This is a genomic window from Sphingopyxis sp., assembly GCF_965279755.1.
In the GTDB taxonomy this organism is placed as follows: Bacteria; Pseudomonadota; Alphaproteobacteria; order Sphingomonadales; family Sphingomonadaceae; genus Sphingopyxis.
Map to the genome: position 1 here is coordinate 2,622,143 of NZ_OZ257261.1, position 12,472 is coordinate 2,634,614.

16 protein-coding genes are annotated in these 12,472 nt (G+C 64.7%); 9 read left to right on the top strand and 7 right to left on the bottom strand.

Features of this window, described 5'->3' with window-relative positions; all coding sequences use genetic code 11:
* The first annotated feature begins 73 nt into the window (after positions 1-73).
* The 4 genes from ACQY80_RS12935 to ACQY80_RS12950 are packed head-to-tail and all read left to right on the top strand — an operon-like array spanning position 74 to position 2,566.
* A complete protein-coding gene (locus ACQY80_RS12935; protein ID WP_428680278.1) occupies positions 74-874 on the top strand; it encodes a dienelactone hydrolase family protein in 801 nt (266 codons plus the stop codon).
* Positions 875-922: 48 nt separating this feature from the next.
* The gene (rph, locus tag ACQY80_RS12940) at positions 923-1,639 is read left to right on the top strand and encodes a ribonuclease PH (RefSeq protein WP_428680281.1); all 717 of its coding nucleotides are present in this window, start codon (positions 923-925) and stop codon (positions 1,637-1,639) included.
* A 1-nt stretch (position 1,640) separates the two neighbouring features.
* Positions 1,641-2,264 carry an RdgB/HAM1 family non-canonical purine NTP pyrophosphatase gene (gene rdgB / locus ACQY80_RS12945; protein WP_428680283.1) on the top strand — a complete coding sequence of 208 codons (624 nt, stop codon included), beginning with the start codon at positions 1,641-1,643 and terminating at the stop codon, positions 2,262-2,264.
* Positions 2,265-2,266: 2 nt separating this feature from the next.
* Positions 2,267-2,566, top strand: coding sequence for a hypothetical protein (locus ACQY80_RS12950; protein ID WP_428680286.1), 300 nt, complete (start codon positions 2,267-2,269; stop codon positions 2,564-2,566).
* A 3-nt stretch (positions 2,567-2,569) separates the two neighbouring features.
* On the opposite strand, the gene ACQY80_RS12955 is transcribed toward ACQY80_RS12950, so the two are convergent.
* A complete protein-coding gene (locus tag ACQY80_RS12955) occupies positions 2,570-2,806 on the bottom strand; it encodes a hypothetical protein (RefSeq protein ID WP_428680289.1) in 237 nt (78 codons plus the stop codon).
* A gap of 65 nt (positions 2,807-2,871) precedes the next feature.
* Between ACQY80_RS12955 and hemW the strand changes: the two genes are divergently transcribed.
* Positions 2,872-4,017 (top strand): radical SAM family heme chaperone HemW, encoded by a 1,146-nt coding sequence (gene hemW, locus ACQY80_RS12960; protein WP_428680291.1) that lies wholly within the window; start codon positions 2,872-2,874, stop codon positions 4,015-4,017.
* A gap of 23 nt (positions 4,018-4,040) precedes the next feature.
* On the top strand, positions 4,041-4,931 hold the full coding sequence (locus ACQY80_RS12965; protein ID WP_428680294.1) for a tyrosine recombinase XerC: 891 nt from the start codon (positions 4,041-4,043) through the stop codon (positions 4,929-4,931).
* Here ACQY80_RS12965 and ACQY80_RS12970 read toward each other — a convergent pair.
* The 4 genes from ACQY80_RS12970 to rsmI are packed head-to-tail and all read right to left on the bottom strand — an operon-like array spanning position 4,928 to position 7,717.
* Entirely contained in the window at positions 4,928-5,527 is a 600-nt protein-coding gene (locus tag ACQY80_RS12970; RefSeq protein WP_428680297.1) for a DedA family protein, read from the bottom strand. The two genes, ACQY80_RS12965 and ACQY80_RS12970, sit on opposite strands and share 4 nt — an antisense overlap.
* 22 nt (positions 5,528-5,549) lie before the next feature.
* Positions 5,550-6,500: a glutathione synthase gene (gene gshB, locus ACQY80_RS12975; RefSeq protein WP_428680300.1), complete on the bottom strand. Its 951-nt coding sequence runs from the start codon at positions 6,498-6,500 to the stop codon at positions 5,550-5,552.
* A 3-nt stretch (positions 6,501-6,503) separates the two neighbouring features.
* Positions 6,504-6,860, bottom strand: a complete 357-nt coding sequence (locus ACQY80_RS12980) for a YraN family protein (protein WP_428680303.1) — start codon at positions 6,858-6,860, stop codon at positions 6,504-6,506.
* Positions 6,857-7,717 (bottom strand): 16S rRNA (cytidine(1402)-2'-O)-methyltransferase, encoded by an 861-nt coding sequence (gene rsmI / locus ACQY80_RS12985; protein WP_428680305.1) that lies wholly within the window; start codon positions 7,715-7,717, stop codon positions 6,857-6,859. Before rsmI ends, ACQY80_RS12980 begins: the two co-directional genes overlap by 4 nt.
* Positions 7,718-7,727: 10 nt before the next feature.
* Here rsmI and ACQY80_RS12990 point away from each other — a divergent pair, with 10 nt between their 5' ends.
* On the top strand, positions 7,728-8,915 hold the full coding sequence (locus tag ACQY80_RS12990; protein ID WP_428680308.1) for a penicillin-binding protein activator: 1,188 nt from the start codon (positions 7,728-7,730) through the stop codon (positions 8,913-8,915).
* A 170-nt stretch (positions 8,916-9,085) separates the two neighbouring features.
* On the top strand, positions 9,086-9,622 hold the full coding sequence (gene infC / locus ACQY80_RS12995) for a translation initiation factor IF-3 (protein ID WP_428680310.1): 537 nt from the start codon (positions 9,086-9,088) through the stop codon (positions 9,620-9,622).
* A gap of 10 nt (positions 9,623-9,632) precedes the next feature.
* Here the strand turns inward: infC and ACQY80_RS13000 are convergent, their stop codons facing one another.
* The gene (locus tag ACQY80_RS13000; protein ID WP_428680312.1) at positions 9,633-10,328 is read right to left on the bottom strand and encodes an NRDE family protein; all 696 of its coding nucleotides are present in this window, start codon (positions 10,326-10,328) and stop codon (positions 9,633-9,635) included.
* Positions 10,329-10,460: 132 nt separating this feature from the next.
* Between ACQY80_RS13000 and ACQY80_RS13005 the strand changes: the two genes are divergently transcribed.
* The gene (locus ACQY80_RS13005) at positions 10,461-10,898 is read left to right on the top strand and encodes a hypothetical protein (protein ID WP_428680315.1); all 438 of its coding nucleotides are present in this window, start codon (positions 10,461-10,463) and stop codon (positions 10,896-10,898) included.
* Between the two features lie 36 nt (positions 10,899-10,934).
* Here ACQY80_RS13005 and ACQY80_RS13010 read toward each other — a convergent pair whose 3' ends face one another.
* Positions 10,935-12,437, bottom strand: coding sequence for a S10 family peptidase (locus ACQY80_RS13010; RefSeq protein WP_428680317.1), 1,503 nt, complete (start codon positions 12,435-12,437; stop codon positions 10,935-10,937).
* Between the last annotated feature and the right edge of the window lie 35 nt (positions 12,438-12,472).

Genomic DNA, 12,472 nt, shown 5'->3' on the forward strand with positions numbered 1-12,472 from the left:
TGCAAGGGGGCATGGGCAAGCTTTGCTGGCCAGCGCATCCAAGTCGCGTTAGCCTTCCCCGGTGGAGAAAGCCATGACCATACGTCCGCTGAATATCGACGACCCGCTCGACGATTTCGACCATCGCGACATCGCACTGCTCGGCCGCAAGCACCGCGTCTATGTGATGGGCAGCGGCCCCGCAGTGGTCGTGATGACCGAAATGCCCGGGATCAGCCCGCACGTCGCGCGGTTTGCGCGCTGGGTCCGCGACGCCGGGTTCACCGTCTACATGCCGCATATATTCGGCAAGGATGGCGCGGTGCCGCGTATGCCCGGCGCGGTGTTGACGATGATCGGCGGCTGCATCAGTCGCCAGTTTCGTGCCTTTCAGGCGAACGAAAGCTCGCCCGCGACGCAGTGGCTGCGCGCGCTCGCGGCGCTGGCGCACAAGGAGTGCGGAGGCAAGGGCGTCGGCGCGATCGGCATGTGCTTCACGGGCAATTTCGCGCTGTCGATGATGCTCGAACCCTCGGTGCTCGCGCCAGTCCTCGCGCAGCCTTCGCTGCCGCTCAACGATCCGGCGGGCATGCATATCGCCCCCGACGAACTCGCAGCGGTGAAGGCGCGGATGGAGGCCGAGGATCTGACCGTGCTCGCCTATCGCTTCGAAGGCGACAAATTCTGCAAGGCCGCGCGTTTCGCGGCCTATGAAAACGCCCTCGGCGACCGCTTCATCGGCCGTGTGCTTGCCGACGAACATGCAAATCCCGACAGCCCGATGAAAAATCCGCACAGCGTCGTGACCATCCACCTGATCGACGAGGAAGGCCAGCCGACCCGGCAAGCCCGTGATGAAATCCTCGATTTTTTCAAGATGCGGTTGAGCGAATGAAGGTCGCGGCCTAAGGGCTGCGGCAATCATCAATCGAAAGGATCATCCATGCGCCCCTCCGGCCGCGCGCCCGACCAGATGCGGTCGATCGCCATCGAAACCAATTTCACCATCCACGCTGAGGGCAGTGTCCTCGTCAGCTTCGGCAACACCAAGGTGCTGGTGACCGCCAGCGTCGAGGAAAAGGTTCCGCCCTTCCTCCGCGGCAAGGGGCAGGGCTGGGTGACGGCCGAATATGGCATGCTGCCCCGCGCGACGCACACGCGCGGCAGCCGTGAAGCGGCGAAGGGCAAGCAGTCGGGCCGCACGCAGGAAATCCAGCGTCTTATCGGCCGCTCCTTGCGCGCCGTCGTCGATATGGCGAAGCTCGGCGAGCGCCAGATCGTTATCGACTGCGACGTGATCCAGGCCGATGGCGGCACGCGCACCGCGTCGATCAGCGGCGCGTGGGTCGCGCTGCGCCTCGCGGTCGATAAACTGCTCGAGAGCAAGGCGCTCACCGTCGATCCGATCGAGGACAGCGTCGCGGCGATCTCGTGCGGCATCTACAAGGGCACGCCGGTGCTCGACCTCGACTATGATGAGGATTCGGTGGCCGAGGCCGACGGCAATTTCGTGCTGACCGGCAAGGGCCAGATCGTCGAAGTGCAGGCCAGCGCCGAAGGCGCGACCTATGACGAGGAAGGCTTGCTGCGCCTGCTACGTCTTGCGCGCATTGGCTGCACCGACATCTTCGCCGCGCAGGCGAAGGCGGTCGGTCGCTGACATGACCCGCAGGCTCGCCCCCGGCAGGCTCGTCATCGCGAGCCATAATGCGGGCAAGGTGCGCGAAATCCGTGCGCTGCTCGAACCCTTTGGGATCGAGCCCGTGTCGGCGGGCGACCTCGGGCTTCCCGAGCCCGAGGAAACGGGGACGACCTTCGTCGAAAATGCGCTGCTGAAGGCGCATGCGAGCGCGTCGGCCGCGGGTCTGCCCGCGCTTGCCGACGACAGCGGTCTCGAAGTCGCCGCGCTCGGCGGACGCCCCGGTGTCTACACCGCCGACTGGGCCGAACGGCAGTGGTTCGAGGGCGAAGAAGGCCGCGACTGGTATATGGCGATGGGCAAGGTCGAAGGCCTGCTTGCCGAACAGGGCGCGGACGTGGATCGCAGCGCGCGCTTCGTCTGCACGCTGGCGCTGGCCTGGCCCGACGGCCATGCCGAGGTGTTCGAAGGCAGGGCGGAAGGCAGCCTCACTTGGCCGCCGCGCGGCACGCTGGGCTTCGGTTATGATCCCGTCTTCGTCCCGACCGGTAAAAGCCTGACTTATGCCGAAATAGATCCCGCCGAAAAGCACGCGATAAGCCACCGCGCCGACGCCTTTGCGAAGCTGGTGGCGGGGGCTTTTTAAGCTTGCTCGACCGGTATACGATCCTGTGCGAATTTCGCGGCGGCACCTACGTTTCTCAGTCGGTTGCAGCCAGCGCCAGAGAAGCCGTCGATGAGTGGTGCATGGAAATGGCAACAAAACCGCCTGTCGCTGATCTGTCAGCGGCACTTGCGCAAATCTTTGAGGCGAATTCCGAGGGGCCGACCCCTTTGGACGGGTTGGAAAACGTCTGGTGCAAAAGCGGGGAATGTGACGGCGACTTGGCGCTGCTTCATATCGTAAAGACGCAGCCTGCATCGGACAATCGGAATGTTTTTGGCTGAACCTCAGGCGCGAAACCTGATCCTTCCGTCGATCTCGATGAAGCGCGACCCGTCGCCCTTGTCGAGCATATCGCGCATTGCCTGTTTGCGGCATTCGGGATTGTGGTTGATGCGGAGCGCGACGAGCCTGCGCATCTCCTCCTCAGCGAAGATCATGTCGTGGGCATCATCGATGCTCACGCCGAATTTCTCGCGCGTCCGTTTGACGAGCTGGATGAAGTCCTGATCGGCAATATCCACGGGGATCCTCCGCAGGCAAGTCTAGCCATGCAGACAATCGCTGAAAAGTGACTATATCGCCGCGCATGGCCGAACCGCTCGCCCTTTATGTCCATTGGCCGTTCTGCGTCAGCAAATGCCCTTATTGTGACTTCAACAGCCATGTGCGCGAGAGCGTTGATCAGGCGGCGTGGCGCGCGGCGCTGCTTGCCGATCTGCGGCATGAGGCGGCGCTGCTGCCCGACCGGCCCGTGTCGTCGATCTTCTTTGGCGGCGGAACGCCCAGCCTGATGCCGCCCGAAACGGTCGCGGCGGTGATAGCGGCGGCGGATGAGGCATGGGGCCTTGCCAGCGATTGCGAGATCACGCTGGAGGCGAATCCCAATTCGGTCGAGGTCGCGAACTTTGCCGCGCTTGCCAGTGCCGGGGTCAATCGCGTGTCGATCGGTGCCCAAAGCTTCGACGCCGAAATCCTACACTTCCTCGGTCGCGCGCACAGCGGCGACGAAGCGCGGCGCGCGATCGCGGCGGCGCAGGACCATTTCGCGCGGGTCAGCTTCGATCTCATCTATGCGCGGCCGGGGCAGACGCTCGGTCAGTGGGAAGCCGAGCTCAATGACGCGCTCGCCTTCGGCACCGGCCACCTCTCGCTCTACCAGCTCACCATCGAGCCCGGCACACGTTTTGCGACGCTTGCCGCGAAAGGCGACCTCGTCATTCCCGACGGCGATACGGCGGCCGACCTGTTCGACGCGACGCAGGCGATCACGCGCGCCGCGGGCCTGCCGCGTTACGAAGTGTCGAACCATGCGCGGCCGGGGGACGAGAGTCGGCACAATCTGACCTATTGGCGTTATGGCGATTACGCCGGGATCGGCCCCGGTGCACACGGGCGGCGGCTCTGCCAGGCGACCGAACGCCACAAGAAGCCCGAGAATTTTACGGCAGCGGTCACCCGCAACGGCCATGGTCTGAAGGTCGAGACCGACCTGCCGGCGCACGAGCGCGCGACCGAGGCGATGCTGATGGGGCTGCGGCTGACCGAGGGCATCGATCTCGCCCGTATCGAGGCGCGGAGCGGATTGCAGCGTGAGGCCTTCATAGATGGCGGTGCCGTGGCGCGATTGGTGGAGCAGGGGCTGATGCGGGGGGGCGGTGACCGGCTTGCGGTGACCGACGACGGTATCCTCCTTCTCGACTCGATCCTTTCCGAGGTCGTACGGACCGGCTAGGCTTGGCCCGAAGCGAGGCGAGTTTGATCGAAGGCATCATCCGCGACTGGGACGCCCATCTGGCGCACGAGAAGCGCCGGTCGGAGCATACGCGCCGCGCCTATATCGCGACGGCCGAGCGTTTCTGCGCGTTTCTGAGTCATCATCGCGGCGGTGTGGTCGACGCCCGGATGCTGACGTCGCTGACCCCCAACGATCTCCGTTCCTATCTTGCCGACCGCCGCGCCGAAGGGCTTGGAAACGCATCTGCGGCGCGCGAGCTGTCGGCGCTCCGCACCTTCCTCCGCTTCATGGGCGGGTCGAACGCCAGCGTCCCGCAAATGCGCGGCCCGCGCGTCAAGAAGGGCCTGCCGCGCCCCATTGCGCCTGCGGAGGCGCTGCAACTCGCGCAGGATGTCGAGGACAATGCCCGCGAGGGCTGGGTCGGCGCGCGCGATTTCGCGTTGCTGTTGCTGCTCTATGGTGCAGGACTTCGCATTGGCGAGGCGCTGGGCCTGACTGGTGCGGCGCTGCCGCTCGGTGAAACGCTGCGCGTGACGGGCAAGCGGAACAAGACGCGTATCGTGCCGATCCTGCCCGTCGTCGCGAGCGCCGTGGCACGCTATGTGGAAGCCTGTCCGTGGCCGATCGCGAGAGAAACGCCGCTATTCCTTGGCGCTCGCGGCGGGCCGCTCCAGCCCGGCGTCGTCCGTGCCAGCGTTCGCTCGGCGCGCCGCGCACTGGGCCTGCCCGAACGCACGACTCCGCATGCATTGCGCCACAGCTTCGCGACGCACCTGCTCGCGGGCGGCGCCGATTTGCGCAGCCTGCAGGAATTGCTGGGACATGCCAGCCTTGCCTCGACGCAGGTTTATACTGCGGTGGACGCCGCGCATCTGCTCGACATTTACCGATCCGCGCACCCGCGTGCCTAGTCGCGCGGCTTCCAGGTGAAGACGCGCCAGATATAGATCAGCACCAGCGATCCGACTGCGATCAGCGCCACCGGGCCGACGAATGCGTCGAGATTGGAAAAGCGGCTCCCGAACCAGCTTCCCGCCCCGGCCAGCGCGGCGATCCAGATCGTCGAACCCGCTGCGGTCCAGATCAGAAATTTCGCCTGATTCATCCGCACCATGCCGGCCGGCAGCGACACCATCGTCCGTGCGACGGGCATGAAGCGCGCGATGAAGACGATCGCTGGACCATATTTGACGAAGAAACCGTGCAGCCGCTCGACCTCGGCCCAGTCGAGGGTCAGCCAGCGTCCGTGCCGGTCGATAAAGGGTCTGAGCCGTTCATAGCCGATCCAGCGCCCGATTGCGTACCAGACCCAATTGCCTGCGGTCGTTCCCGCGACCGCAACTGCGATCAGCGTCCAGAAATCGAAGCGCCCCTGCGCCACCGCGATGCCGCCCAGCCCCATGATCACCTCGGACGGGATCGGGGGAAATACATTCTCGAGGAACATCAGCACGAAGATGCCGAGGTAGCCCCAGCCCTGGATCAGATCGAGAATGAAGTCAGTCATGAAGGCAGAACGCGGAAGTGCGTCAGCCGATCCGCCGCAGAATTGCGTCCCAGATCATGCCGGCGGTATCGCTGTTGTTGAACCGGTCGATCGCGACGATCCCGGTGGGCGATGTGACGTTGATTTCGGTCAGCCATTCGCCGCCGATGACGTCGATCCCGACGAACAGCAGCCCGCGGTCCTTGAGCTGCGGGCCAAGGATGTCGCAGATTTCCTGCTCGCGCGGGGTAAGCGTTGTCGCCTCGGCATAGCCGCCGACCGCAAGATTCGACCGGAATTCGCCTTCGCCGGGCTTGCGGTTGATCGCGCCCGCGACTTCGCCGTCGATCAGCACGATCCGCTTGTCGCCCTTGCTCACGCTCGGCAGGAATTGCTGGACCATGAAGGGCTCGGGCCAGACCTGTCCGAACAGTTCGACCAGCGCGCCCAGATTGCTGCCGTCGGCGTCGATGCGGAATACCGCCTTGCCGCCGTTGCCGTGCAGCGGCTTGATCACCACCGCGCCATGGCGGGCCTGAAAATCCTTCACGGCGTCAAGATCGCGGGTCACCATCGTCGGCGGCATGAACTCGGGGAAATCGAGCACGAACACCTTTTCGGGCGCATTGCGCACCGACACGGGATCGTTGACGACCAACGTCTGGCCCGCCAGCCGCTCGAGCAGCCAGGTGCCGGTCAGATAGCCAAGGTCGAAGGGCGGATCCTGTCGCATCAGCACGACATCGATATCGCGGCCAAGATCGAGCATGACCTGTTCGCCGAACCGGTAATGATCGCCCGCTTCGCGCTTCGCCTCCAGCACGCGGTGCGCTTTGGTGGTCAGCCGCCCGGCCTCCCACGTCAGCCCCCGCACGTCATAGTGATAGAGTTCGTACCCGCGTTCGAGCGCCTTCAGCATCAGGTGGAAACTGCTGTCTCCATTGATATTGATTCCATCCATCGGGTCCATTTGCACGGCGGCGCGCAGGGTCATCGACTACTCCAGATTTTGCCAGACGTGGACCAGATGGCGAGGCAATCGCTTCGGCGCAAGGAGCATCACGTCGATGCGGATGTCGTCGGTTGCCCGGGCAAAGCGCGGAACGAGCATTTCGGCCGCCGCAGCGACGCGTCGCAGCCGCCACTCGTCGATCGCCAGATCGAGGTCTTCGGCGCGGTCGCGCCACTTCACCTCGATGAAGGCAAGCGTCTTGCCGCGCCGCGCGACCAGATCGACCTCGCCGGCAGGGACGCGGAGCCGCTCGCCGAGGATGCGCCAGCCATGGAGCCGCAGCCACCAGGCCGCGCGCCGTTCCGCCTTGCGCCCGCGCGCTTCGGCGGCGGCGCGGTTCAAGCCTGCTCTTTCAACGACAGCGCGCGCGCATAAACGTCGTGCCGGTCGAGGCCATATTGCTTTGCGACCGCCTTCGCAGCCTGCGCGACGGGCTTGTCGATCATGGCGGCGCGTAGCGCGGCGTCGAGCGTCGCCTCGTCGGCTTCCTCGGTCACCGCTTCGCCCGGCGGGCCGACGATGATCACGATCTCGCCCTTTGGCGGGGCATCGGCGTAGCGCGCGGCAAGCTCGGTCAGCGTTCCGGTCACACACTCCTCGTACAGCTTGCTGATCTCGCGCGCGACCGCCGCGTCGCGGTTGCCAAGCCCCTCGGCAAGCGCGCCCAGTGCCGCCGACAAACGCGGTCCGCTTTCGTAGAAGACCAAAGTCGAGCGCAGCGCGGCGAACTCGGCGATCGTGTCGGCGCGCGCCTTTGCCTTGTTGGGCAGGAAGCCCGCGAACAGAAAACGGTCGCTCGGCAATCCCGACAACGTGATCGCCGCGATCGCCGCGCAGGGGCCGGGCAGGGTGGTGACGTGCCGTCCAGCGGCGCGCGCATCGCGCACCAGCTTGTATCCGGGATCGGAAACCAGCGGCGTTCCCGCATCGGAGACCAGCACCACGATTTCGCTGTCCATGCGCGCAACCAAGCCCGCACGGACGCGTTCGTCGCTATGATCATGATAGGGGGTCATCGGCACACGCAAACCCAGATGAGCGAGCAGCTTAGCTGTCACACGCGTGTCTTCCGCCGCGATCACGTCTGCCAGGGCAAGCGTCGCGGCAGCACGCGCGCTGATATCGCCGAGGTTGCCGATGGGCGTCGCGACGATATAGAGACCGGGCAAGGGAGATTTTGAGATGGTCGAATCCGGCATGCAGCCGAAAATGGCAGAAACTTCTGCCGAGCGCCAAGCTTATGCATCGCCGCGCCGGCAATTGCTGCGCGGGATCGGCGTTGCGGCGATGGCAGGGCTGCTTGCCGCGTGCCAGATGGTCCCCAAGGCGAACGGTCCCGCGACTCCACCGCCGCCGCAAACCGGTGGCGACAATGTCGGTCCCGGCCTGCCGACCGATACCGACCGTCATCGCGTTGCGCTGCTGGTGCCCGAGACCGGACCGAACGCTGACGTCGGCATGGCGATTGCCAACGCCACGACGATGGCTTTGCTCGACTCGCGCACCGAAAAGGTCCGCATCACCACCTATGACACCGCGCTCGGCGCCGCTGCCGCGGCGCGTCAGGCGGTCGCCGACGGGAACAAGCTGATCCTTGGCCCGCTGCTCAGCGAAGATGTCGCCGCCGTCGCACCGATTGCGCGCGAGGCGAAGGTGCCGGTGATCAGCTTCTCGAACGACAGCAGCGTCGCCGGAAACGGCGTCTTCATCATGGGCTTCGTCCCTGGCCAGTCGGTCGAGCGCGTCGTCGCCTATTCGCGTGCCAAGGGGCACCAGCGTTTCGGGGCGCTCGTGCCCAAGACCGTCTATGGCGACCGTTCGACCGCGGCTTTCCGCGCCGCGGTTTCGGCTGAGGGCGGGACGCTCGTCGCGATCGAAAGCTATGATCGCAGCGCGACCGCGCTATCGGGCGCCGCGCGCCGCCTCGCCAATGCGGGGCCGATCGACGCGGTGCTGATCGCCGACTCGGGCGGCAATGCGATCCGCGCGGTGCCGGTGGTGAAAAGCACCGGCAACAAGCAGATCCTCGGCACCGAACTCTGGAACACTGACGCGACCCTCGGCGGCAATGCCGCAATGCGCGGCTCGTGGTTCGCCAGCGTGTCGGACGGCCTCTATGGCCAGCTCGCCGCCAAATATCGCACCCGTTATGGCAAGGCACCGTACCGGCTCGCCAGCCTTGGCTATGACTCGGTGCTGCTGACGGTGCGCATCGCACGCGACTGGAAGCCGGGGACGACGTTCCCGGCATCGCGCCTGCTGGCCGAGGATGGCTTTGGCGGCATCGATGGCATCTTCCGCTTCAACAACCGCGGGATTGCGGTTCGCGCGCTCGAAGTCAGTGAAGTGGGCGCGGGCGGTTTCCGTGTGGTCGACCCCGCACCGGTCAAATGGTGATGCGATCCGGCGTTGCTTAGCCGCCACAGTCGGACGAAAAGCGTCATCTTTATGCCACGGGCAGCCTTTACGGCGCGCTCGCGTTCACTATATGAGCGGGGCGCGCGCAGATCGTGTCGATTTCGCGCGCCCGAATTCAACGATCAGGAGATACAGCTATACCACCGCCGATGACCCGCCGCTCGATGGCGCCGCTTCCGCCCAAAAACGGTCCGCGTTACAATGAATTCATCGCTTCGCCCAAGGTCCGCGTGATCGACGAGGAAGGCGAGAATCTGGGCGTCATGCTGACCGCCGAAGCAATCGAGCAGGCCGCTTCCGTCGGGCTGGATTTGGTTGAAGTCTCTCCGAACGCCGATCCGCCGGTGTGCAAATTCCTTGACGTGGGCAAGTTCAAATACGAAGCCCAGAAAAAGGCGAACCTGGCGCGCAAGAGCCAGAAGACGCAGGAAATCAAAGAGATCAAGATGCGTCCGAATATCGACGATCATGATTTCGACGTGAAGATGAAGAAGGTCTTCGACTTCCTGGGCGAGGGCGACAAGGTCAAGATGACCATGCGCTTCCGCGGTCGCGAGATGAGCCACACGCAGCTTGGTCTTAACGTCCTTCAGCGCGTTGCCGAACTGACCTCGGAAATCGCGAAGGTCGAGGCGCATCCGCGCACCGAAGGCCGCCAGATGCTGATGGTCATCGCGCCGAAATAAGCGCCCGGCGTCAGCCGATGGGAAAATTGAGGGCGGTCGTTCCAGCGGGACGGCCGCCCTTTTCGTATCGGCGCTCGACCATGTGGACGTCGCCATTCGCAGCGATTGCGACAAGGGTTGAGGCGCGCGTGCCATAGACGTCGCCGAGCAGAAACAGCGCCGGGTCGCTTTCCGCCGTCAGCGTATCGAGCAGCCCTTCGGGATCGGCTCTCGCCTCGACGACCGCCGCCAGCGCCGCGCGCAGCCGCTCGGCACGCGGGCACGGCTGGTCGACGGGTTCGTTGGCGAGCGCATGGACACCGGGCGCCAGCGCTGCGATCAGCGGCTTCGGCCGATTGGTCAGCAACCGCGCGTCGCCATTTGCCGCGAACAGGTTGAACGCGTTGAACCGGTCGAGATCGGGTGCTGCGGGGTCGGCAAACCGGCCGTCGCCGCGCAGCATGTCGACGACCAGCGCGCCGCGCGACTCCTTAGCGGGATCTGGCGTCGCCCCGCGCACATTGGTGACGACCACGATGCGTCCGCTCGGACGATGGACGCCGAGCCATGTTCCGCCTGCCTGCAGGTCGCGTCCGGCAACGATGCCGCTGCCATCGTCCCATGCGGCAAGCGCCGCCGCCGGGCGGGCATGAAATTCGTCCCGATTTCCGATCAGGATCAGCGGCCAGTCGGGGTGGACGCGGTGGGCAAGGGCAACGACGCACATGCAGGCGCATATCGGCCGTCGCGGCCGCTTTGCCAAGCCGCCGCCTCGGTGTGTTGCAACGATATGTCACTTATTGCCGAAGCGGGGGAATGATGATAATCTGCGCGCATCTTTCTGGAGGGGGAGATCAATATGACCGTAGCCGTCAAAACGCCGTGGCACCTGTGGGTGGTCGGGGGCGTATCGCTGCTCTGGAACGCGATCGGAGCGTTCGACTATGTGATGACCAAGATCGAGAATCCGGATTATCTTGCCACCTTCACGCCCGAGCAGCAGGCGTGGTTCGCCAGCTTTCCGGTTTGGGCGAACGTGGGATGGGCGCTCGGCGTCTGGGGATCGGTGCTCGGATCGATCCTGTTGCTCGTCCGCAGCCGCCACGCGGTCGCAGCGCTCCTGATCTCGCTCGTAGGGCTTGGCGTTAGCTGCATCTACCAGTTCGGCCTGCATTATGGCGACCTGATGCGGATTTTCGGGACTTTCCCGATGATCTTCACCGCGGTCATCTGGGTCATCCTGATCGCGTTGTTCGTTTACGCGCGCAAGCAGTCGGCCGCCGGCGTTCTGCGCTGACAAAGGGGAAGGGCGCCGGAAAGCGGCACCCTTTTCCTATCGCGCGCGAATGAAGGCGCGCACGTCCTGCGACAATTTATGGCGATCCTCGTCGCGGATATACATCATGTGCCCCGCGCCATAATATTTATACTCGATCCGGTCCTGCGGGATACCGGTGCGCGACAGCGAATATTCGGCGGCGAAAAAGGGCGTTGCGAAGTCATAATATCCCTGACCCACGAACACGCGCAGTCCCGAATTCTCGCGCAGCGCCTGCCCGATATAGGGCGCGACGTTCAGATAGGCGTTGGTGTCGCGCCCGCCGATCCGCCAGTCCCACGGGCCGACATTGCCGATCGACTGATATTCGCGGTCGGTCTTGAACCCCAGTCCGTCGCGGCTCCAGCTGTTGATCGCGGCGGTGTAGCTCGCGTCGATGCCATAGAAGCTCGGATCGTTGTCGGGTTCCTCGCCGGCGCTGTCATAATCCTTGCCGGTGTAACGGCTGTCGAGGCGCCCGACCGTCATTCCGCGGTCGCGTAGCAATTCCTTGTAGAAACGGCCCGGCGTCACGCGCAGATCGGCGCTTTCGAGATAGGTCTCCGAAAGGCCGGTAAAGCGGGCCAACTCGCGGCGGATCTGCGCGCGTTCCTTACCCTGCAGCTTCTGGCCTTTGAGCAAAGCGCTCGCATAGGGACCTATCGCCCACTGCCGCGCTTCCTCGACAAAGGCTTCGACCGACGGCCCGCTCGCCTTGCCGTGATAGAGCGCGGTCGCGGCCATCGAGGGCAGGTTGGTGATATAGCCAAGCTCGTTGCCCGGCGTGTCAGCCCCCGCCGCGAAGTCGAGCACGGTCGAAATCAGGATGATCCCGTTCAGCGCGACGTCGTTGTAGGTTTCGTTCATCAGCTGGTTGGCGACCGCCGCCGAGCGCGTGGTGCCATAGCTTTCACCGCCCAGAAATTTGGGGCTGTTCCAGCGGCCATTGTCGTTGAGCCAGCGGCGGATGACCTGTGCGACCAGCTTCGCGTCCTGTGTCACCCCGTAATAATCCTTGGGGTCGGCCTTGCCGATCAGGTGCGAGAAGCCCGTGCCAGGCGGATCGATGAAGACGACGTCGGTGACGTCCATCAACGCGTCGGGATTGTCGACGATGGGGTAGGGCGGAGCACCATCGTCGACGCCCGTGCCGGGGATTGCGACGCGCTTGGGCCCGAACGCCCCCATCATCAGCCAGACGGTGCCCGATCCCGGGCCACCGTTGAACAGGAAGGTCACCGGCCGGTTCGGATCGCGCGGTTCCTTGACATAGGATGTGGTGACAACGGCGACTTCGGGCACGCCATCCTTGTTCTTGATGATCGTCTCGCCGATCGTCGCGGCATAGCTAATCTTCTGCCCACCGAAGGTGCCGCTGAGCTTGGTTGTGCGGACTTGGGGTTCGACGTCGGCGGGCTTGTCGGTCTTGGCCTTGTCGTCGGGCTTGTCCTGCGCGTGGACGCCGACAGGAATGGCGGCGGCAAGCGCCAGCGCGATAAGCGACGGACCGGTTTTCATGATATTCTCCCCGTTTAGGGAGCGGACCCTAAGCG

Coding starts and splice junctions, on each gene's coding strand:
- ACQY80_RS12990 (WP_428680308.1), top strand. CDS start 7,728: ATGGCAGAAACTTCTGCCGAGCGCCAAGCTTATGCATCGCCGCGCCGG.
- gshB (WP_428680300.1), bottom strand. CDS start 6,500: ATGACCCTGCGCGCCGCCGTGCAAATGGACCCGATGGATGGAATCAAT.
- ACQY80_RS12935 (WP_428680278.1), top strand. CDS start 74: ATGACCATACGTCCGCTGAATATCGACGACCCGCTCGACGATTTCGAC.
- ACQY80_RS13000 (WP_428680312.1), bottom strand. CDS start 10,328: ATGTGCGTCGTTGCCCTTGCCCACCGCGTCCACCCCGACTGGCCGCTG.
- rsmI (WP_428680305.1), bottom strand. CDS start 7,717: ATGCCGGATTCGACCATCTCAAAATCTCCCTTGCCCGGTCTCTATATC.
- rph (WP_428680281.1), top strand. CDS start 923: ATGCGCCCCTCCGGCCGCGCGCCCGACCAGATGCGGTCGATCGCCATC.
- rdgB (WP_428680283.1), top strand. CDS start 1,641: ATGACCCGCAGGCTCGCCCCCGGCAGGCTCGTCATCGCGAGCCATAAT.
- hemW (WP_428680291.1), top strand. CDS start 2,872: ATGGCCGAACCGCTCGCCCTTTATGTCCATTGGCCGTTCTGCGTCAGC.
- infC (WP_428680310.1), top strand. CDS start 9,086: ATGACCCGCCGCTCGATGGCGCCGCTTCCGCCCAAAAACGGTCCGCGT.
- ACQY80_RS13010 (WP_428680317.1), bottom strand. CDS start 12,437: ATGAAAACCGGTCCGTCGCTTATCGCGCTGGCGCTTGCCGCCGCCATT.
- ACQY80_RS13005 (WP_428680315.1), top strand. CDS start 10,461: ATGACCGTAGCCGTCAAAACGCCGTGGCACCTGTGGGTGGTCGGGGGC.
- ACQY80_RS12970 (WP_428680297.1), bottom strand. CDS start 5,527: ATGACTGACTTCATTCTCGATCTGATCCAGGGCTGGGGCTACCTCGGC.